Source organism: Shewanella inventionis (genome assembly GCF_019931735.1).
Classification (GTDB): Bacteria; Pseudomonadota; Gammaproteobacteria; order Enterobacterales; family Shewanellaceae; genus Shewanella; species Shewanella inventionis.
The window spans coordinates 2949690-2972919 of record NZ_CP082926.1 but is presented as its reverse complement, the minus strand read 5'-3'; the positions used below and the strand labels follow the sequence as shown (position 1 = coordinate 2972919).

The window sequence follows — 23230 nt, the reverse complement described above, 5'->3', positions numbered from 1 at the left end:
ATCTATAGGTTAATGGTTATATTTGTCCTGTTTTCAGGTTCATCTATGGCAGAAGACGCTTTATCGTTGAAAGCGGCTTTCACCTATAACTTTGCTAAATTCACACATTGGCCACAACCCCGGGTTGCGCAGCAGTCAGCTTGGAAGATATGTTTTTTTGGTAAGCAATATCGCGACAGCTTTATGTCGCTGTCTAAAAAGCAAATCGAGAACCAATTTATTTTACCCATAGAATTGACTGAAACTAATCAAGTTGAACAATGTGATGTGATATTTATTGATTCAAATTACCGTGAATTAACGCGTCGGTTATTTTTAGCCGTTGACGATAAGCCTATTTTAACTGTGTCTGATATTTCTGGGTTTACAGCGCAAGGTGGCATGATTGAAATTGTCGAACAAGATCAACGTTTATACTTTAAAGTAAACACACAAGTGTTAGAAAAATCGGGACTAAACATTAGTTCTCAAGTGTTAAAACTCGCGCTTGAGGTAAAACGATGAAAAAAATCAATATATTTTCCATTCGCACTAAATTGATTGTTTCAATGATGACCATTGCAATCATTGTAATAACCATTATTTCTACTTCGCTAATTAAACAACAATACGTTATCACTCAACAAAAGGCCGAACAAAATTTAACCGTATTAAGTGATGTTATCGCAAGTAATAGTCTAACCGCCGTTATATTTAAAGATCCTTATTCGGCACAAAAAACCTTATCTGCATTGGTTGCTCAACCCGATATTGTTAATGCAGATATATATGACCCCACCAATACTATTTTTGCATCTTACTTAAATCCACAAATAAGCGAAGTGACTCGAAACCCTGAGCATGTTACTGAGAGTCTTGTTAGCCATAAAAAGCAAACTACCTTTAATAATAATGGGGTTCACTCCTATACCCCCTTGGTTTCAGACGGTGAGCTCGTTGGCATATTGCATATCACTGACAACATGAACACACTGTCAAAGCAATTAGAAGATTATTTAGTCCTGGTTATCATGGCCAGTATTTCAGCCTTTTTGGCAAGTTTGTTAGTGATGTTTTGGTTGCAGTCATTATTCACTAAACCAATGAATACACTAGTAAATGTTATTGAAGGTATATCTCATAACAAAGATTATACCCAACGTGTCAGTATTGATTCTCACGATGAATTTGCACAATTAGCTGAGAGCTTTAATGCCATGATATCCGAGGTAGATACTCGAGGGCGACAACTTGAACGGATTAATCAAGAGCTTGAAAATCGTGTCAATGAGCGTACATTCGAGTTACAACAAACACTAGAAATGGCCAAGAGTGCCAATCTTGCAAAATCAGAATTTTTAGCGGTAATGAGTCATGAAATAAGAACACCTTTGAATGGAATTATAGGTTTTTCTGATTTGCTTAAGTCTTATGATTTACATAGTGATGTATCAAACACCGTAGACATGATAAATGAGTCTGCACAAACGCTACTCGTGCTGCTTAATGAAGTGCTAGACTTTTCTAAAATAGATGCCAATAAGCTCGATCTAGACATACGGGAGTTTAAGCTGGAGGATTTAGTTCGCTCAGCGTGTCAAGCTCATCAAATCGTCGCTGAAAAAAAACAGTTACTTTTTAGTATTAATATCTCTTCTTTAAGTCACCAACATTTTTTAGGCGACCCTGTTAGGATCCGTCAAATTATTAATAATCTGGTATCAAACGCGATTAAGTTCACTCACAAAGGAACGATAAACATTGAGGTGAGTGAACATGTTGAAGGTTCAGATACAACAATAAAATTTACCGTTAATGATACTGGAATTGGTATTTCAAACGATAAACTGGAGTCTATATTTACCCCGTTTACTCAAGCTGATAATTCGATAACACGCGAATATGGTGGTACCGGGCTAGGTTTAGCCATATGCCAACAACTTATTATGTTGATGAATGGAAAATATGGCGTAAATAGCACCATTAGCCAAGGCAGTACATTTTGGTTCAGTATCCCATTAGTCCCAATTGATAAAACACTGGCTAATGTAAACAATGTGCCTGTCATGCATCACAATACTAATAATGTCATATACCGTAAAACCATGGTGTTGGTTGCAGAAGACAATGTGGTAAATCAGCTGGTTATTAAAAGTCTATTAGCATCATTAGGGCATGATTGTGAAATTGTAGACAACGGTAAAGAAGCGATAAAACTTGCTGGTGAAAAAAAATTCGACATCATCTTTATGGATTATCACATGCCTGTTGCCGATGGTATAGAAGCCACACAAGCAATCGTTAAGCTTGGGCCTAATAGTGTTAATGCAACAACGCCTATCATTGCGCTTACAGCCGATATACAACCTAATGTTAAACGCCGTTTTCGAGATGCTGGGGCAAAAGACACACTTCTGAAACCCTTTACCAGGCAAAATATCAGTGAATGTTTAAACAAGTGGGTATTTGTCTCTGATACTAGCCTTATTGAACCTGTTATTTCGCAAGATAACGAACCCCCTATTTTCATTGAAGGCCCGCTAAATGACATCATGCAAATATCAACTGAAAATACCAATGAACTGGTTAAAACCATTGTTGAAATGTACCTAAAAAGTACTCCAGAATTATTGACAGAAATTACTAATGGAATAACCGTTCAAAATGCTGAGCAGGTTTTTAAAGCATCTCATTCATTGAAATCGAGCTCTGCCAATGTCGGAGCCGCTAAAATGCAATCGTTAGCCAATCAAATTGAGCATTCAGCACGTAAAAATCAACTGAGCGATCTTAGTAAATTAACAGGTCCATTGAACCATGTTTTTGAGCAAACTGAACATGCATTACAGCGTAAAATACAGGAGCTTGTTTAATGACAAAACATGTTCAAGGAGAGATTGTTTTAATTGTTGATGACGATCCTGTTATTCGCATTTTAATGCGCCGTGCTTTACATCCATCGATGACCAACATTATTGAAGCTAGCTCTGGAGAAGAAGCTATAGCACTTTTTACTCAGTATTTACCTGATTTAATTTTGCTAGATGTCTCTATGGATAAAATGGATGGTTTTGCCTGCTGCTCAGCTATTCGCGCATTACCTGAAGGTGAAAATGTAGCCATTATTATGGTTACCGCTCTGGATCAACCTCAAGATATTCAAAAGGCTTTTGATGTTGGCGCTACAGATTTTATGACCAAACCAGTAAAGTGGCCTTTACTCAGTCACCGTATCCACTACGTACTAAAAGCCAATAAAACCATTAAAGAGCTAACTAAAAGTAAAAACAAACTTGCTAAAGCGCAAAGTATTGCTCATTTAGGTTCTTGGGAATGGGACTTTAACAATAAAACCCTTGATTGTTCAGACGAAGTGTATCGCATGTTAGGCATGCAACCTAAAGAACGTGAACTGACCTTTAGCAATTTGATAGAAATTGTTCACCCAGATGATCGACAAATGTTATCTCAAACTGTAACCCACGCCCTTAAAACAAGGCAAGGTTATGACATTGAATACCGTATTTTACGCGAAAATGGTGAGATCATTACGTTGCATGATCGAACCGATATATCAGAAGACTTTGGCCAACCAATATTAAATGGCACTTTACACGATATTTCTACCCGTAAAAAATCTGAACAAGAAATAACCTACTATGCCTATTATGATACATTAACCGATCTACCAAACCGGCGTAACTTTTTAGATAGGTTAGATACAGCCATTGCTGTCGCAAAAAGACGTGCAAACAAATTAGCACTACTTTTTATAGATTTAGACCATTTTAAGCGCATAAACGATACATTAGGACACAAAGCAGGCGATGAACTGTTGTGTGAAGCCGCAAATCGCATTAAAACCACAATACGGCAAACAGATTTGATGGCCATTAACTGTGAAAACGCAGAATATGAAAATAGCCATATAGCCAGACTAGGTGGAGATGAATTTACCTTATTACTGACCGAGCTTGAGTCTTTTGACTGTGTCGCCAATGTGGCCCAGCGACTTATTAATGAGTTGGCAAAACCATATTTTGTAATGGGTAAAAAAACATTTATCTCAGCAAGTGTGGGTATTTCTTTTTACCCTGACGATGGTGTGACCGGTGACATATTGCTACAACATGCCGACACTGCAATGTATGAAGTTAAAAATAATGGTAAGAACGGTTATCAGCTTTTTTCTCATGAAATGCATCAGTCATTAATGCACAGGCTGCAAATAGAAGCAGAGCTGAGAGAGGCGTTAGCATTAGGCGACCAACTCAAATTATATTATCAACCTCAAATATCCTCATCTCATGGTGACGTTGTGGGTTATGAGGCATTAATGCGATGGGAACACCCAACGAAAGGAATGTTATCCCCATATGATTTTATTCATATTGCAGAAACAAGTGGTTTAATTATTGCGATAGGTGAATGGGCATTACTTGAAGCGTGTAAACAGGCTAAAACATTAAGCGTATCTCATCAACACTTTACTCGAATGGCGGTTAACTTATCAGCGTTACAATTTAATCACGCTAGCATTTTTGATCATGTTAAAACAGCACTTGAGCAAACAAGTTTACCACCACACTTACTCGAGCTTGAAATAACCGAGTCGGCAATTATTGACAATGTGGATGATGCAATTGTTTTATTAAACAAACTTAAAAAGTTAGGTGTAAAGCTTGCTATTGATGATTTTGGGACCGGGTATTCTTCTTTAAATTATTTAAAAAACTTTCCTATTGATACCCTGAAAATTGATAAATCATTTGTTGACGGCATCGTCAACAATCCAAAAGATGCAGCCATTGCCCGTACAATAGTGCAACTCGCACTTAATCTAGGCTTAAGTACCATTGCCGAAGGGGTAGAGTACACAGAACAACATGAATTATTAAAAACCATGGGCTGCGATGGTCTTCAAGGGTATCTGTTCAGTAAACCCATTTCCTCTGACAAGCTTTGATTGACACAGTCTGTATTATCAGGTGTTCTACATAGTTGATAATGGCTTTAGCCTAGTTTCAGTTGTATAAAACATAATAAGGAAATTAAAATGACGCAGTTAAATTGGGGAATAGTCAGCGCAGGTCGAATAGCAGCGTTATTTTGCCAAGATTTAGTTCACTCTACTCACAGTCATTTGTATGCAGTCGCCGCGCGTAAGCAAGCCGATGCAGACAGGTTTGCAGAACAACACCAGATCGAAAAAGCCTATCAAGGCTACCAAACATTATTTGACGACCCAAAAGTGGACATTGTTTATATTGCAACACCGCATAATTTTCATTTTAAGCAAACTTATGCTGCATTAATGGCAGGAAAACACGTGTTGTGTGAAAAGCCGATGACAGTCACTCTGGATGAATGCCAAATATTAACCACATTAGCCAAAAGCAAAGGTCTGTTACTAATGGAGGCGATGTGGACCTATTTTTTACCGGCTATACAGCAGGCAAAATTATGGTTAGACGAAGGGCGGATCGGCCAGCTAAAACATGTCAAAGTTGATTTTGGTTATCCTATTCCCTTTAACGCACAGGGCAGAGAATATAACCCGCAACTTGCAGGTGGCTGCTTATTAGACATGGGGATTTACCCGTTAGCCATAGCCGATTACTTTTTAACATCAGACATCAACAACCTCTACGTGCAAGCTAACGTGTGTGAAACCGGTGTTGAAGACGATGTTATTATCATTGGTAAAAGTGATGACGTTATGGTTAGTTTAGCCACATCGTTTCAATGTCGATTAAGTAACAACGCTTATTTAATCGGCGATAAAGGTTATATTGTTATTCCTGATGCATTTAGAGCATCACAATGCCATTTGTATCATCTTGAAGATCTTGTCGATAGCTTTACAGATAAACGGCAAACGCTAGGATATAATTTTGAAGCAGATGAAGCCTGCAAACTCATACTACGAGGTGACATTGAAAGCCAAGTTGTCACCCATAATTGCAGTTTGCTGTTCCAGTCTCAATTAGCTAGGGTAAAAGCACTTATTTAACCCAAACCCTCTAAATTAAAGATTATAAGGCGTTGAACTATATTAAGGTTTATGAAAGCCACAAACACCATAGTGTTCGTGGCTTATAAAAATTAACCTTTATGAGAAACATTGATTAATTCTACGGTTCCATCCTCCTTGATTTCAGCGATTTGGCCGCGAGGTTCTTCCATAAAAAATAGCGTAATAAAACCCACTAAAGCAGTCGCTGAGATAATTAAAAAGAACGATTTATAATCAACGAAAGATAATACGGTCAAAAAGGTTACTGCTCCAACATTCCCATAAGCACCGGTCATACCAGCGATTTGCCCTGTAAGTCTTCTTTTAATTAATGGTACAACAGCAAATACAGCTCCCTCACCAGATTGAACAAAGAAAGAGCAACCCATCGCTGTCACAACAGCTAACCACAGTGGCCAACCACTATCGACTTGGCCCATCAGGAAATAACCCACAGCTAATCCAGCTGTCAGAATTAATAGTGTTGATTTTCTGCCAAATCTGTCTGAAATAAATCCACCTGCAGGTCGAGACATAAGGTTCATAAATGCATACGCACCTGCAACCAGTCCAGCTAAAACGGGATCCAATGAAAAAATGTCTGAAAAAAACAATGGTAACATGGAAACAACAGCAAGCTCAGAACCAAAATTCGTAAAATAGAGAATATCGAGAACGGCGACTTGTTTGAAACTGTATCTATGTATTTCAGGTACTTTTTCTCTAAAAATATGTTTGTTAACGTTCCATACTTTATAAACTTCAAATAAATAAAGCACAAATAAACCACTATAAATGAAGTAAGTGATAAGGTGACTCAGCAGATTTACGCCATATGGAGATAGTTTCCAGGTGAGTAGTGACAATGCGGCATACATAGGGATTTTCATTAGTAGTAATAAATAAAAATCACCAACTGAAGTAACCTCCATTGCGGATGAATTTTTAGGACGGAAATAAGTAGAGCCTTTTGGTGTATTTGTGACATTAAAATAATATATAAAACCAAATAAAAAACTAATTATACCTGTAATTCCAATAGCATAACGCCAACCATCATCACCGCCAAATAACAGTGCGATGGACGGTAAAGTAAATGCTGCTGCAGCAGAACCAAAGTTCCCCCAACCTCCATAAATCCCTTCAGCTGTTCCCAGTTCGTTATGCGGAAACCATTCGGATACCATTCTAATACCAATGACAAACCCTGCACCTATAAAACCTAGTAAGAATCTAGCTATTGCGGCTTGGATAAAATCATCAGCTAACGCAAACATGAAACAAGGAATTGAGCAAAAGATCAGTAAGGCAGAATAAACAATTTTGGGACCATATTTGTCCGTCAACATCCCAATAATCACGCGTGCGGGGATTGTTAAGGCAACATTCAAAATTAATAACGTTTTAATTTGATCCGTAGTTAATCCAAGCGACTCTTTAACTGCCATTAACATGGGGGCGAAGTTAAACCAAACAAAAAAGGTTATAAAAAATGCCATCCAACTAAGATGCAAAATTTTCATCTTGTCTTTGAAAGCAAAAAGGTTAAATTTTTCAGTAGCCATATTAAACTCCAATCATGCAGTGATAAGGTATTCTGGCTGACTAAATAATAAAAAAGTTGATGTATGTCATTTAATTCAAAAGCATTACTTTAGCCTTAAAAATAAACTACTCACTATTTTTATTTTGATATAATGTTGAGCTGTTGGTGTTACTGATATTGTATCCACAAGTGAGTATGTGTTATTTGGTATTTGGTGAAAGTTAACTTTAAAGGAATAGATCTGTGATGGATGAAAATAACTGTTCGCTATTTTAGTCAAATTATAGACGAAATAAATTCAAAACCTTTTAAAGGTTGCTAAGAAAAACAGGTGGAATAGAGCATTTTGTGTGTGATATTTAAAATGCTCTTTTTAGGGGTTTTGATGGTTTTAAATATGATAAATATATAGTTTAATTGACTTAAAATATCCAAATGCATATTTATTTTATAATTAATCACCTATTTTTGAGATGATCATTGCCAAAGCACTTTGCAAGTCGGTTTTTGTGCATTGGTTATATTGACGCTTTTGTAAGTTCATAGTGTTAGTTAACTCAAAATGATGTGTCGCTTTGATATTGTGTTGATTTAAGCATGATGCAACACAACTTAATGGGCAACCATCGATTGCGATGATAGGCCTACCTGATTTAGCCAATTTAACCAAAGGCCTTACATGTCCTCCTACACCGGAAATACAAGACATTTCTGCAATGCCCAAAACAGTAAGTTCGATTGCTAAATCATTGGCTAATTGTGCAACATTAGAGCAACCAGAACATGAATAAACTAAGGGCAAATCACCATCATTAATTATCTGATTCATAAATTATCATCCTCTAGGAAATTATATCTTTTTGCTTCAACAATTCTTTTTTGGTGTTCTTCTGCTTGGATTGCCAAATACATCGCCATCATGCACAGAGCTAAAACACCATACAACACCATAAAACTTGCACTATAAATACCTATAATATCCACGGATATACCAAAGAGAATGGGTAACGTACAACCGCCCAAAGCACCAATTGCCGCAACAACACCACCGACACCACCTGTATTTTTGGGATATTGATCGTGAATAACTTTAAATACGCTGGCTCGCCCAAATCCTTGAGCGACACCGATAATGAATAGTAGGGCCGTAAACAGCCATACATTGATTGAAATAGTTAAATTAACGTCTTGATGGACACCGTGAATTGTCATAGTGGTTGGTGGATAGCTTAAAAAGAATAAGCAGACTAAACAGACCCAGAACACGCTCCAATTAACAGTTCTTCCACCATATTTGTCTGCAAACCAACCGCCGAGAGCTCTAACAACGGATGATGTAGCGACAAAAAATAAAGTAAAGGCCATAGCTCGCATAATATTTAATTGGTAGGCATGCATGTAGTAATAAGGTAACCACATTAATAACGCCAGAAAGGAGCCAAATACAAAATAGTAGTATAACCCCAAAGCCCATACATGTAGGTTTTTTATTGTTTCAAACAAATGATTGAATTGCATATTGAGATTAACTGAAATGGGTTGTTTTTTTACTGTAGAGTTTGGGGCAAACCAAAAAAATAGACTTGTAATAATAATTAATCCGATGGCATATACAGGCCCCAAATAGGACCACCCCCAAAGTTCAATTATTATTGGCGCAAACACTAAATTGATAGCGGCTCCCGCATTACCAACACCAAATATACCCATTGTTGTGCCTTGGTTTTTACTAGGGAAAAAATCATTAATATAATTAATACCGAAGGTAAATGAACTTCCGCTCAATCCAATCCAAAAACCAATAATCAGCAAGCTATTGTAATCATCAGCTAAAGGTAATAATAGCAATGGAGGTATGCACAACAGCATTTGTAAACAGAATAAATTTTTAGTATTAAATTGATTAACTAATAGACCTGCTGGGATTCGACTTAATGCCCCTGTAAGCATTGGTGATGCTAACAATATACCTAACTGAGTGAGTGAAAACCCGAGTTGGTCTGCAAAAGGGATTACAACGGCAGCATACAGTGTCCACACAGAAAAGTTAGCTGCAAAGGCCAATGTCGCAAATAATAATGCTTGCCAAGCTTTAGATTGAAGAACAGCCATGACCACTCACTTTCTAACTTGTTTTATAGAGTTTAACCAAGTTAATCGGTAAATGATCAAACTACTCTTTAATATCCTACTGAAATAAATTCTTGTTGTATTAGTTACCTACTTTTAGGTGTTCCTGAATTTATGTCTCTGTTATTAATGATAATTACATGTGCTTATAATAGGTTGGGGTAGGTAGATCTGAATTGAAAGGTTTTGCTTATATATCGTAGATCTTGTTTTGTACCATATCGATAGTCTAATAAGTCGGTTATTGTTGTCATTAACTCAATAAATCTACTTGGAAGGTTTATTATGCCTATGCGTGGGTTTGACATAGATGTAGCCTATAAAACAGATGCTGGTATAAAAAGCATAAACGAAGATGCCGCAGATTTTCTATTACCTCATGACCCGTATTTACAACAAGTTAAAGGTTACACTTTTGTTGTTGCAGATGGTGTAAGCTCTGCTGAAGCAGGGCGTGAAGCGAGTCAAATTGCGGTAGAACGATTTTTAGTTGAATATTACCAAACACCGGACATGTGGTCAGTGAGTAAGAGCGGCGAACAAGTTCTCTCCGCAATAAATTTGCGTTTGTTTCGTAAAAGTCATCAATATAAAAATGATCATAAAGGCTATCTCACAACACTAAGCACTTTAGTCTTAAAAGGCCATAGCGGCTATTTTTTCCATGTTGGTGATAGCAGAATTTATCTTATTAGAGATAATAAATTAACTCAGTTAACACAGGACCATTTTGCAAGTATTGAAAAAGGTAAAACCTTTCTTACTCGCGCGGTTGGGATGGACAATAAACTGCATATTGATTTTAGTCGATTCAATTTACAACAAGATGATCGATTTTTGCTTTGCACAGACGGTATACATGATTTTATCGTTGAAGATGAATTACTCAGGCTGATCAATCAACCTATACCCATGTCTGAGATTTGCAAACAACTCATTTCGGCATCAGTCAATGGTAATAGTGATGACAACATGAGTTGCCTTTTATTGCATTTGAGATCGCTACCTGAGCAACATATAGATGATTTAAATCTGGAGTTAACGCGTTTACCTTTTCCCCCAATTTTAAAATCGGGTATGAAACTTGATGGATACCGCGTAATAAAGGAAGTCTTTTCGTCGAGCAGAAGTCATTTATATCTTGTTGAAGACGAAGAGACTCATGAACAATTTGCAATGAAAGTTCCCTCCAAGAATTTTATTGATGACATTCATTATATTGATCGGTTTATCAGAGAGCAGTGGGTTGGTAGTCGTATTGATTCAGAGTATGTGGTCAAGATTATTCAGCATCATAGGCCAAGAACGGGGTTGTATTACCTTATGGAATGGCTTCCAGGAGAAAGTTTAGATAAATGGCTCGAGCAGCATTATCCTGTTTCACCTAAAAGGGCTATTCAGATAGTAAAAAAGATCGCCTCGGCACTCGAAGCATTTCATCAACAGGATGCTGTTCATCAAGATCTAAGACCTGCGAACATCATGATTATGGACCAAGATTTAGTCAAAATTGTCGATTTTGGTTCGGTATTTGTTGCAGGTATCGCAGAACTTTACAGTCCTATTGAATTTCAAGGCGTGTTAGGTACAGCGAGTTATTCTGACCCAAACTATCTACAAGGTAAAAATCCTGGCGTCCAGGGTGATATTTATAGTTTATCAACCTTATGTTATGAAATATTCACAGCCTGTTTGCCTTATGGTAAACAGGTTGAAGATTGTAAAAGCATGCGAGATTACGACAAACTAAGGTACATAACAGCATCCGATATCAATCCAGTTATACCAATATGGTTTGATAAGGCATTAGAGAAAGGGGTCAAGTTTGATTTGAGTGAACGTTATAATACTGTTTCCGAATTCATGACCGATTTAACTCAACCTAATCCCAATTTTCTAAAGCCTCAACCTGAAGTAAAACAATCTAATAGTCTTTTTTTCTGGAAGTTAGTGAGTGGCTTTTGGTTTGTGACCTTGGTGGTTGTTATCTATCTCTTCAGCCAAACAGCATAATGCCCGGATTGTTAAAGGAGTACCGTAATGCATGGATTAGTGACTAATTATTTTTCTGCTACTCACGACAAACAACTGTTAATGATTTTTTATGCCAAATGCTTACTAACAACAAATATCGTCAAGGCACAACATGTCTTTAATCACGTAAAAAAGGACATATCATTTTACATTAATTGGGAAGAAAAAGTTTTATTGCCACTATTTGAAGATAGAAATAGTCCACTGTTTGAGACTTACCCAACGTATTCATTACAATTAGAGTTTCAACACTGCAGAATATTAATTGAACACATTAATAAAGAGTTTGAGCAAATACTCCTGTTAATTCAATCAAATTATGAAGGAGCTCAAATGAATGTGAAGCAACAGGTAACTGACTTAATCACTTTTTTTGATGAGTTAGAAAGTTTGTTGAAAGCGATCAATATAAAGAGTGAGAGTATTTTTTTTCCTACGATTGACGAAACTTTGAAGCAAGAAGATATAGCAGATTTATTTTTGACATTGGCACATTATGCCGCAGCAAAATAATGATAAAACCGATGGTATGAGTGTTCTGTGCAACATCTTTTAGTGATTAATCGGGGTGAACTTCTACAATCTGCCAGTAATTTATCATCAATGCAGGCTAGAGCGGGTTTATCTTTGCATATTTTTTATGTTGAGAGATAAAATGAGTGTTACTCAAGGCCTATCATTGCGGGCATAGTTGCCAACGTCGAGATTTCAGGGTTATAAACCATGTTAGTCTCAGCCCGGCAGGCAACGGCAATTTTCAGTTACTACCTACAACTTCACTTTTTTAGTCGGCTAATTAGCGCTAATTTGAGATTGCCTAACAGAAAATTATCCGACTAGATTATTGATTAGTTTAGATAAACCCGACCTAACATAAGGTGGGAATCCTTTAGTAAAAATGTCGATAAATACAGGTCAACTGCGCATCATTTGGATGACATTTTCTTTTCTGTCTAATACAACATACATAGCCGTATTTTCGCCATTTTCAATATCACTTGCCATTCGTTTTAACCCATTATCTAATGCTTCTTTGTCAACATCTGCCAGCATGCTAGTGACAAAAATAAATTCCCAATCAGTGTTTATATTATCTGCTTCATTACATAACTCAGTGAAAGTAGTGAGTTCAGTAGGGGATTTGTCAACACACATAACAGGCATCATATGGCCTTTATTTTCACCATTGTCCAATTGCTCATAATCCGCTTTAGCGAACAAAAATAACAATTTTACCGGTTCACCTTGATAGCCAGCCATGGTAATTAATTCTTTTAATGCACTCATATTAATACTCTTTATCTAGACAACTTTTGAATCGATATGGTTACAGGCTCACTATTGAAGTAAGCCTGGGGCAAACTATTATTTATGGATTGTAAAACTCTCCATCTTTACGAAGATAAAACCACCAATTAACAAGTAAACAAACGGCATAAAATATGGCAAAGCCAATTAGGGCTACATCAGGTGTACCTGCTTTTATTTGCTGGCCAAAAACCATAGGAATATAAAATGCGCCATAAGCAGCAACAGCCGAAGTCCAACCTAATACTGGACCCGCTTGTTCTTTTGGAAATACCATTGCTATCGTTCTAAAAGTAGAGCCATTACCAATTCCGGTAGCAGCGAACAGAACTAAAAAGATGATGAAGAACGGCATAAAAAACTCTTCTGGAGTTGCAGAATTATATGCCTGCTCCATGTAATAAGCAGCACCAAAGCTTGAAATCACCATTACTGCTGAGCACAATTGAGTAACAAAAGCTCCACCCAGTTTATCTGCAATCCAACCACCAACGGGGCGAATTAGGGCTCCAATAAATGGTGCCATCCAAGCATACATTAGTGCACTTGGACCATTAGGGTTAACTGTATCGTGTGTCATTTGACCATCAACCAGTACATGTTGAAAACCAAAAATCACTTTAATGGCTAATGGAAATGCAGCAGAGAAACCAATGAATGAACCAAATGTCATAGTGTAGATAACGCTCATAACCCAAGTATGTTTGTTATTAAAGATTTGGTATTGCTTTGATAGGCTATCACCTATTGCTCCTGGTAGCATTTTTAAACAAAATACCGTTGATGCCACGACTAACACTAAGACTAATTCTTTGGGGATACCCCATCCAGAGCCATTTGCCGCTTCGGGCAATATTAACCATAGGCCTGCTGCAGCAATCACTAAGCCTATGCTTAACATAACGCTAATCATAGCGATAGCGCTTAGTGGAGAACCAACATCAGGTGATACTTCTTTAGTTCGAATATTGTTCATACCAAACCAAGTCGCAAAAAATAGTGGCACTAATATGAGCAACCACAAGTAACCGCCATTCTGGATCCAAGTCTCTGAACCAGCAGGCACCTTACCAATCAAACTACCTGATGGACTGACTAACGTCACAGGATCGCCGCCAAATGCTCCAAAGACACCATAGGTCATAAATAATGGGATAAGTATTTGCATTGAAGTAACACCAAAGTTACCCAACCCTGCATTTAAGCCTAATGCTAACCCTTGTTGGCTTTTAGGGAAGAAGAAACTGATGTTAGACATCGAAGAAGCAAAGTTACCACCGCCAAAACCTGATAATAATGCTAGTAACTGGTATTGCCATAATGGTGTATCCGGGTTTTGTAGCGCGACCCCAGTAAAAAATGCCGGGATAATCAATAATGATGTTGTAAAAAAGATAGTGTTTCGACCACCACAAAAACGAATAAAAAAACTACTAGGAATTCGTAAGGTTGCCCCTGACAAACCAGCAATCGCTGTCAAAGTAAATAGTTCGTCAGAAGTAAAGTCAAAACCAGCATTCATCATTTGAACGGTCAGAATGCCCCAATAAAGCCAAACGGCAAAGCCACATAATAAGCTGGGTATAGAAATCCACAGATTTCTTCGAGCAATTGATTTGCCACTGGTTTGCCAGAACTGCTCATTTTCTGGTTCCCATTTGTTTAGATCTGTCATGATACTCATCCATTGGGTTAAATTTAGCATCACTATGGTGACAGACCGTCTTATAGACAATGCACATTCGTGGGTAATTTTATAGGTTAAATTACAGATTGGTGTACCTACCAGTAGGTATGCGTTTGCATTAATCTACTGTTAATTATAGTTTTTATTGTTAGTTGATTTTACTCCAGCTAAGTATTTAAGCTTCATACCGCCGTGAAAACATTCTGATCAGTTCATGATGTAAATCAATTTTTGTTTCGGGTATGTTACTTAATATGACCTGGGTTTTATTTTTATGCATTTAAGGGCTACAAAATGAACAAGGATATCGCGACGATTATTTTGATTGATGATCATCCACTTTTACGAAAGGGCCTGATACAACTCATTGCCTTAGAAGACGATTTAGAAGTTGTGGGGGAAGCCGATAACGGTACTAAAGGCATTGAATTGGCGAAGGAATTAGATCCTGATTTAATTATTTTAGACTTGAATATGCACGGACTTGATGGACTCGAAACGTTACGTATTATGCGTTCAGAAGGGGTAACCTCACGTATTATTATGTTAACTGTTTCTGACAATGATGAAGATGTTATTCAAGCGATCAGTTTTGGCGCAGATGGTTACTTACTTAAAGATATGGATCCTGTGTTAATCCTAGAAAAAATTAAACAAGCAGTGACAGGCAAGATGGTTATATCTGAAAAATTGGCCGCTATATTAGCTAAAGCTATCCGTAAGCCAGATGTATCACAAAAAGCGTTGATGTTAAATTCACTGACTAGTAGAGAATTTGAAATATTAAAGCTTATTGCAAAAGGCTTGACGAATAAATTAATTGCTCGAGATCTCGATATTACCGATGGCACTGTTAAAGTACATGTAAAACATTTATTAAAAAAATTAGGAATGCGCTCTCGTGTTGAAGCTGCCGTGTGGATGTTGCACCAACAAAAATAAATAAAAATATCTACTAATTATACGTTTAATTTTTTGCAATCGGTTGGTTTTACATAAGTTAATTAACAATCAAATGCTGAATTACGTTACTGTGTACAGTTAATGATGATATTTAATGAGTAATACATCATTAACTGTAACTTAAGTACAAATGTAAATCAGATCTACTCTATATCAAATCCTATAATTCAAAGATGCTATTTATTCCGCATCATTATTATTAGCTTTTACGCTGGTTTGCGATAACGTACTTTGTGGCATAAATGTTAGCTCCACTTCTGTACCGCCACCTAAACGGTCTCTTATTTTCAGTTCACCGTTTAATTGTTTTGATCGCTCTTGCATAATAGCCATGCCATAATGATTAAGTTTGGCAGACTGAGTGATACCAATACCATCATCGCTAACCGTCAATACTATCTTGTTATTTTCTGATTGTTTTATGTCTATCCAAACGTGTTTCCCCTGACTATGATGAACAGTGTTTTGACATGCTTCTCGTGCAATTTGCAATAAATGAATTTCTTCCATGGGTGACAAAGGAACTTGCTGAATAGCAAAATGTAAATAGAATTGCATTTCACTTTGCTCTGTCAGTAATTCCAATGTTTTGTTCAACGCAGGGTGTAAGCCCTCATCAAGTACTTTTAATCTGAATGTCGTGAGCAGTTCTCGTAATTGTCGATAGGCGGAGTCTAACCCTAATCGTAGCTCGTCAATAATCGGTTGCTGTTGCTCGTATTGCAGTCTTTTTTGACTAAAATCTAAACGCGTAACTTGAATCTTTAAATACGAAAGGGCTTGAGCTAACGAATCATGCAATTCTCTGGCAATCACAGTACGCTCTTGCAGAAGGGCTATACGTCTTTCTTTATTGTGTTGGTCCGCTAGATTAAGAGATAGAGCGACTTGATCTGCCACAGATTGAATTAACTGATTTTGCCAACTATGCGGGCTCATGGTTAAATCGTTTGTTACGACTAACACCCCATAGTTTATATCATTGTAGACTAGAGGGTACAGAGTATTTTGAGGTTCTGAAATATTTATAAATACTGCATCTCCATGGCATTTATTACAGTTTTTTGTCGTGCATAAGTGACTGGTTAATTGATGGTTTTGAACCTGTAAATAGGGATTATCCCCTTGGGCAGTCATCAAACACAGTTCAATATTATCAACGTTAATTAAATCGGCTAGTTCATCGAGTAGTTTTTGATAGTCAATTTTATGCTCTTGTTTTTCTAACATTGTCCTTACCGTGGTGAACAAAAACATCAACGCTTTATTATTTCTTTTTAGTTCTTGTGTTTGTTCAATGACTCTTTTTTCAAGCTGTCCATACATTGCCGCTATTGCATCGCAAGTATGGTTTAATGTAGCAGCAAGCAAGGCTAATTCGTCGTCTCCTTTTATTTGTACTCTCTGCGTAAAATCTCCTTTACCTATTGCATGTGCTGCCTTGGTGAGTTGTGCCATTGGTATTTGTACCCATAATTTCATCAAATATATAATTAACACACCTAATATTAGGGTAATAAATACGGCAACAAGTTGTATTGTTCTCAATAAAACAATTCTATGTTCGGCGTTTTTTTGCAAAAGGCTCACGATCTGGTTAGCTTTTTCTACCTGAGTAGCGAGAAGTTGTGTTAACTGAGGATTATTGGCAACAAGATTAGGTTTGACTTTTTGATACCAAAATACTGATAAATCTTGTAATACAGTTATCACATCCGGTGATTGTCTTAACTTGTTGAAGATTGGTGAATCTAATTTTGCTTCAAATAAGGATACTGTTTGTTTAGTTTCTTCTGTTAGCCCTGCATTGGTATAAAATCCTATCTGGTATGTTTGCATCCTGAGTGAACCACCAATATTGATAGCATATGCATCAATGTCGGCTTGTTCTGTTATCCAATAAGACGCAAACATCGTCATTATTGCAATAGCGATAATGCTGGTTAACGACAGGGTGATGTAAAGCATCACTGAACCCATAAAACGTTTTTTCATCTAATTACCCACAAAGAATTGATTACTCAATAATGTGACATATCAATAGCCACATTCGGTTACACAAGCCTGTATTGCCGCAAAAAAACACTATCCAGAATATACTCACAAGAGGGTATTTTCTTGTTCTGCATCACTTTTATTACTGATTTTGACGTGATCTGAGTCAAATTAAAGTCTGCTTTGTAATCATATATTACAGATTATCGCTGAGCATAATACAAACTTGTTTTGGCATAAGAAAAAAGAGTAACAGGCCAACTACCGAGTAGGTGAGGAGATGTAAACATGAGCCATTTCTTAAATAAAATGCGCTTCTTTAAGACAAATAAGCAATCGTTTTCCAATGAACATGGCGTGACTACTGATGAAAGTCGCGAGTGGGAAGATGGATATCGTCGTCGTTGGCAACATGATAAAATTGTACGTTCAACACACGGTGTAAACTGTACAGGTTCGTGTAGCTGGAAAATATATGTTAAAGATGGGTTAGTCACATGGGAAACACAACAAACTGACTATCCAAGAACTCGCCCAGATTTACCAAACCACGAGCCTAGAGGTTGTCCACGTGGTGCAAGTTACTCTTGGTACATCTATAGTGCCAATCGCTTAAAATACCCTAAAGTACGTCAAGCCTTATTAAAACTTTGGCGTGAAGCTAAAACTCAATTTAGCGATCCTGTTGATGCATGGGCTTCAATTGTTAATGACCCAATTAAGGCTAAAAGCTATAAAACGAAGCGCGGTTTAGGCGGTTTTATTCGTTCTGAATGGGATGAAGTAAACGAAATTATTGCAGCATCAAATATTTATACGGCTAAAGAATATGGTCCAGACCGTATTATGGGATTTTCTCCTATTCCGGCCATGAGTATGGTGAGTTACGCCGCAGGTTCTCGTTATCTATCGCTAATCGGTGGTAACTGTTTAAGTTTCTATGACTGGTATTGTGATTTACCACCGTCATCTCCTCAAGTATGGGGCGAACAAACAGACGTACCAGAATCGGCAGACTGGTATAACTCAAACTACATTATTGCTTGGGGGTCAAACGTACCTCAAACTCGTACACCTGACGCCCACTTCTTTACTGAAGTGCGTTACAAAGGCACTAAAACTGTCGTTATCACATCAGATTATTCTGAATGTTCTAAATTGTCTGACATTTGGTTATCACCAAAGCAGGGAACCGACGCTGCACTCGCGATGGCTTTTGGCCATGTCATTTTAAAAGAATTTCACATTGAAAAACCGAGTGAATATTTTGCTGACTATGTGCGCACTTATACCGATATGCCAATGTTGGTTAAGTTAGATAAAAATGACACTGGTTTAGTCCAAGGTGCCTTTTTACGTGCATCTGATTTAGCAGACAATCTTGGCCAAGATAACAACCCTGAATGGAAAACCATTGCAATAGATGAAAACACTGGAGAACTTATTTCTCCAACGGGTTCAATTGGTTACCGATGGGGTGAGAAGGGCAAATGGAACATTGAGCAACGTAACGGCAAAACAGGAGAAAAACATAAGTTTGCATTGAGCTTAAAGCAACAAGCTGACAGCGTAGCCGATGTACAGTTTCCTTATTTTGGCAGCAAAGCTCATGATTTAGGCTACTTTCAACACACTGAACATGATGAAATCCAAGTTCGCAAAGTCCCTGTTAAGAACGTTACGCTTAAAGATGGCACCAGCGTTTTAGTTGCCAGCGTATTTGATTTAATGATTGCGCACTACGGTGTTGATAATGGTCTTGGCGACGAAAATACTGCTAAATCTTATTTAGATAATGTGCCTTATACACCTGGTTGGCAGCAACAAATCACCGGCGTTGATCCTGAAAATGTCATTCAAGTTGCCCGTGAGTTTGCAGATAATGCACATAAAACCAAAGGCCGCAGCATGGTTATTGTGGGTGCCGGCTTAAACCATTGGTACAACATGGATATGAACTACCGTGGTTTAATCAACATGCTCATGATGTGTGGCTGTGTTGGTCAATCAGGTGGCGGTTGGGCGCATTATGTTGGCCAAGAAAAGTTACGCCCTCAGTGCGGTTGGGTACCATTAGCTTTCGGTTCAGATTGGCAAAAACCACCACGTCAAATGAACGGAACTTCGTTTTTCTATAACCATTCTGATCAATGGCGTTATGAAAAACTCGAAATGACCGAAGTGTTGTCGCCTCTGGCAGATAAGACTAAGTGGACAGCATCAGTACTTGACTACAACACACGTGCTGAACGCATGGGGTGGTTGCCTTCAGCGCCACAATTTAATAAAAACCCACTTGATTTATGTAAAGAAGCGGTTAAAGCGGGTATGTCACCTAAAGATTATACTGTGCAGCAGTTAACTTCAGGTGAAATGCAATTTGCGAGTTTAGATCCTGATAATCCTAAAAACTACCCACACAACATGTTTATTTGGCGTTCAAACCTACTGGGATCTTCAGGTAAAGGCCATGAATACATGTTGCGCCACCTCCTTGGTACTAAGCATGGCCTACAAGGTAAAGACTTAGGCGAAAGTGGTGATAAAAAACCAGAAGATGTGATTTGGCATGATAAAGCACCTGAAGGCAAAGTAGATTTATGGGTGACATTGGATTTCCGTATGTCTACAACTTGCTTGTATTCAGACATCGTTTTACCTACCGCGACTTGGTATGAAAAAGACGATATGAATACATCAGATATGCATCCATTTATTCACCCATTATCTAAGGCGGTTGATCCTGTTTGGGAATCTCGTTCAGATTGGGACATTTTTAAAGGTATCGCTAAAACATTCTCTAACCTTTGTGTAGGGCATTTAGGTGTGGAGCAAGACCTTGTTTCAGTGCCTTTAATGCACGATACACCTGCTGAATTAGCTCAACCAGATGGCGTTAAAATGTGGTGGAAAGGTGAATGTGACCTTATTCCGGGTAAAACAGCGCCAAACTTTATGGTTGTAGAGCGTGATTATCCTAATACCTATAACCGATTTACCTCTCTTGGTCCTTTATTGGAAAGCCAAGGTAATGGAGGTAAAGGCATTAACTGGAATACCGAAAAAGAAGTGGCATTCCTTGGTGAGCTCAACTATCTGCACACTACTGAAGGCCCTCAAAAAGGTAGACCAAAAATTGAATCGTCTATTGATGCTGCCGAAGTCATCTTGAGCTTGGCACCAGAAACAAATGGTCAAGTAGCGGTTAAAGCGTGGGCTGCATTAAGTGAGTTTACAGGTCTTGACCATAGCCACTTAGCCAAACCTAAAGAAGAAGAGAAAATTCGCTTCCGGGATATCCAAGCGCAACCACGTAAAATTATTAGCTCGCCAACTTGGTCTGGGTTAGAAGACGAGCATGTGTCTTACAACGCTGGCTATACAAACGTTCATGAGTTTATACCTTGGCGCACAGTAACGGGTCGCCAACAGTTCTATCAAGATCATCAATGGATGCGCGATTTTGGCGAGACATTAGTGAGTTACAAACCACCTGTTAACTTAAAAACGACTCAACCTATTATAGGCAAAAAACCAAATGGTAATAAAGAGTTGGTGTTGAACTGGATCACTCCGCATCAAAAATGGGGTATTCATTCAACCTATTCAGACAACCTACTCATGCTTACGTTAAGTCGTGGTGGTCCGATTGTGTGGTTAAGCGAAATCGACGCCAAAGATGCAGGCATTAAAGATAACGATTGGATTGAAGTCTTTAACGTAAACGGTGCAATAGCGTGTCGTGCGGTTGTATCACAACGTGTACCACAAGGGATGAGCATGATGTATCACGCTCAAGAGCGAATTGTTAACACCCCAGGTGCTGAAACAACAAGAACTCGTGGTGGTATCCATAACTCAGTCACTCGAGCTGTGATGAAACCAACCCATATGATCGGTGGTTATGCACAGCAATCATACGGTTTTAACTATTACGGTACCGTAGGTTGTAACCGAGATGAGTTCGTGATTGTTCGTAAAATGGACAATGTTGACTGGTTAGACGTAGAGTAAGTCGAGGATAAAAATATGAAAGTACGTGCTCAAATTGGCATGGTGTTAAACCTAGATAAATGTATCGGCTGCCACACTTGCTCTATTACTTGTAAAAACGTTTGGACTAGCCGCGAGGGTGTGGAATATGCCTGGTTCAATAACGTAGAAACCAAACCGGGTATTGGTTATCCAAAAGAATGGGAAAACCAAGATAAATATAATGGTGGATGGAAGCGCAATAAAAATGGCTCTTTAGAGCCTCGTCAAGGTAATCGCCGTAGATTATTAGCTAATATTTTTGCTAATCCAGATTTACCTGAAATTGATGATTATTACGAACCATTCGATTTTGATTATCAACATTTACACAATGCACCAGATAGCAAGCATCAGCCAGTGGCTCGTCCTCGTTCGTTGATTACCGGTCAACGTATGGAGAAAATTAACTGGGGGCCAAACTGGGAAGAAATTCTTGGTACAGAGTTCTCTGAGCGTAAAAAAGATAAAAACTTTGATGAAGTTGTGCAAAAAGACATCTATGGCCAGTTTGAAAAAACATTCATGATGTATTTGCCACGCTTATGCGAACATTGCATCAACCCTGCTTGTGTTGCGAGTTGTCCATCGGGCGCTATCTATAAGCGTGAAGAAGATGGCATTGTGCTGATTGACCAAGACAAGTGTCGTGGCTGGCGTATGTGTGTATCGGGTTGTCCATACAAAAAGATCTATTACAACTGGAAATCAGGTAAATCAGAGAAATGTATTTTCTGTTTCCCACGTATCGAAGCTGGGCAACCAACAGTATGTGCAGAAACCTGTGTGGGCCGAATTCGCTATCTAGGCGTGCTTTTATATGATGCTGACAGAGTCGAAGAAGTCGCAAGCGTACCTAATGAGCATGACTTGTATCCCGCTCAATTAAGTATGTTCCTTGACCCAAGTGACCCAGAAGTTATTGCAGCTGCTAGAGCGGAAGGGATCCCTGATAGTTGGTTAGAGTCAGCTCGTCAGTCACCAGTATACAAAATGGCTGTTGACTGGAAAGTGGCACTACCATTACACCCTGAATATCGCACTTTACCAATGGTGTGGTATGTGCCGCCTCTATCACCAATACAAACTGCCGTAAAAGCAGGTCATATTGGCATGAATGGTGTTATTCCTGATTTGAAATCTCAGCGAATTCCAATGCGCTATTTGGCTAACTTATTAACAGCGGGTGACGAACGCCCTGTTATTCATGCGCTTGAAAGAATGATTGCAATGCGCGCCTTTAAACGTGCTCAGCAAGTTGAGGGTGTTGAAGATTTAGCCGTGCTTAAGCAAGTTGGTTTAACGGTAAACCAAGTTGAAGAAATGTATCGCTATATGGCGATTGCAAATTACGAGGATCGCTTCGTCATTCCAACTAGCCATAAAGCCTATGCTGCCAATGCTTATGACATGAAGAGCGGCTGTGGATTTAGCTTTGGTAACGGTTGTAGTGACGGTGGAAATAGCGTGAATTTGTTTGGTAACAAAAAGCAAACTGTTCGCCAGATTATCCCTGTTGAGATCAAATAAGGAGTAAAAC

Annotated in this window: 15 protein-coding genes; 9 read left to right on the top strand and 6 right to left on the bottom strand. The window is 38.2% G+C overall.

Translation table 11 applies throughout. From position 1 onward, the window contains the following. Positions 1–45 precede the first annotated feature (45 nt). From K8B83_RS13185 to K8B83_RS13170, 4 genes are all read left to right on the top strand, one after another. A complete protein-coding gene (locus tag K8B83_RS13185; protein WP_223417405.1) occupies positions 46–504 on the top strand; it encodes a YfiR family protein in 459 nt (152 codons plus the stop codon). Continuing rightward, positions 501–2852 carry an ATP-binding protein gene (locus K8B83_RS13180; RefSeq protein WP_188737729.1) on the top strand — a complete coding sequence of 784 codons (2352 nt, stop codon included), beginning with the start codon at positions 501–503 and terminating at the stop codon, positions 2850–2852. Before K8B83_RS13185 ends, K8B83_RS13180 begins: the two co-directional genes overlap by 4 nt. Next, positions 2852–4945, top strand: a complete 2094-nt coding sequence (locus K8B83_RS13175) for a two-component system response regulator (RefSeq protein WP_188737731.1) — start codon at positions 2852–2854, stop codon at positions 4943–4945. The genes K8B83_RS13180 and K8B83_RS13175 overlap by 1 nt, the downstream gene beginning before the upstream one ends. 90 nt (positions 4946–5035) lie before the next feature. Further along, entirely contained in the window at positions 5036–5992 is a 957-nt protein-coding gene (locus tag K8B83_RS13170; RefSeq protein ID WP_188737733.1) for a Gfo/Idh/MocA family protein, read from the top strand. 92 nt (positions 5993–6084) lie between these two features. On the opposite strand, the gene K8B83_RS13165 is transcribed toward K8B83_RS13170, so the two are convergent. From K8B83_RS13165 to K8B83_RS13155, 3 genes are all read right to left on the bottom strand, one after another. Further along, positions 6085–7560, bottom strand: a complete 1476-nt coding sequence (locus K8B83_RS13165; protein ID WP_188737735.1) for a NarK family nitrate/nitrite MFS transporter — start codon at positions 7558–7560, stop codon at positions 6085–6087. Positions 7561–7995: 435 nt separating this feature from the next. Beyond that, positions 7996–8370, bottom strand: a complete 375-nt coding sequence (locus K8B83_RS13160; RefSeq protein WP_188737738.1) for a putative zinc-binding protein — start codon at positions 8368–8370, stop codon at positions 7996–7998. Beyond that, positions 8367–9653 carry an MFS transporter gene (locus tag K8B83_RS13155; protein WP_188737740.1) on the bottom strand — a complete coding sequence of 429 codons (1287 nt, stop codon included), beginning with the start codon at positions 9651–9653 and terminating at the stop codon, positions 8367–8369. The genes K8B83_RS13160 and K8B83_RS13155 overlap by 4 nt, the downstream gene beginning before the upstream one ends. Positions 9654–9956: 303 nt before the next feature. Here K8B83_RS13155 and K8B83_RS13150 point away from each other — a divergent pair, with 303 nt between their 5' ends. Together K8B83_RS13150 and K8B83_RS13145 are read left to right on the top strand one after the other, a co-directional pair. Next, positions 9957–11684, top strand: a complete 1728-nt coding sequence (locus K8B83_RS13150) for a bifunctional protein-serine/threonine kinase/phosphatase (RefSeq protein WP_188737742.1) — start codon at positions 9957–9959, stop codon at positions 11682–11684. 27 nt (positions 11685–11711) lie between these two features. Next, positions 11712–12218 (top strand): hypothetical protein, encoded by a 507-nt coding sequence (locus K8B83_RS13145; RefSeq protein WP_188737744.1) that lies wholly within the window; start codon positions 11712–11714, stop codon positions 12216–12218. A 402-nt stretch (positions 12219–12620) separates the two neighbouring features. Here the strand turns inward: K8B83_RS13145 and K8B83_RS13140 are convergent, their stop codons facing one another. Together K8B83_RS13140 and K8B83_RS13135 are read right to left on the bottom strand one after the other, a co-directional pair. Beyond that, complete coding sequence (locus K8B83_RS13140; RefSeq protein ID WP_188737745.1) at positions 12621–12992, bottom strand: ribonucleotide reductase subunit alpha; 372 nt, start codon at positions 12990–12992, stop codon at positions 12621–12623. An 82-nt stretch (positions 12993–13074) separates the two neighbouring features. Continuing rightward, positions 13075–14688 (bottom strand): MFS transporter, encoded by a 1614-nt coding sequence (locus K8B83_RS13135; protein WP_188737747.1) that lies wholly within the window; start codon positions 14686–14688, stop codon positions 13075–13077. Between the two features lie 306 nt (positions 14689–14994). Between K8B83_RS13135 and narL the strand changes: the two genes are divergently transcribed. After that, positions 14995–15642: a two-component system response regulator NarL gene (gene narL, locus K8B83_RS13130; RefSeq protein WP_188737749.1), complete on the top strand. Its 648-nt coding sequence runs from the start codon at positions 14995–14997 to the stop codon at positions 15640–15642. A gap of 201 nt (positions 15643–15843) precedes the next feature. Here narL and K8B83_RS13125 read toward each other — a convergent pair whose 3' ends face one another. Then, positions 15844–17658 (bottom strand): ATP-binding protein, encoded by a 1815-nt coding sequence (locus tag K8B83_RS13125; protein WP_188737751.1) that lies wholly within the window; start codon positions 17656–17658, stop codon positions 15844–15846. Between the two features lie 288 nt (positions 17659–17946). Here K8B83_RS13125 and K8B83_RS13120 point away from each other — a divergent pair, with 288 nt between their 5' ends. Then, positions 17947–21672: a nitrate reductase subunit alpha gene (locus K8B83_RS13120; RefSeq protein WP_188737753.1), complete on the top strand. Its 3726-nt coding sequence runs from the start codon at positions 17947–17949 to the stop codon at positions 21670–21672. A 15-nt stretch (positions 21673–21687) separates the two neighbouring features. After that, positions 21688–23220 carry a nitrate reductase subunit beta gene (gene narH, locus K8B83_RS13115; protein ID WP_167680243.1) on the top strand — a complete coding sequence of 511 codons (1533 nt, stop codon included), beginning with the start codon at positions 21688–21690 and terminating at the stop codon, positions 23218–23220. Positions 23221–23230 lie beyond the last annotated feature (10 nt).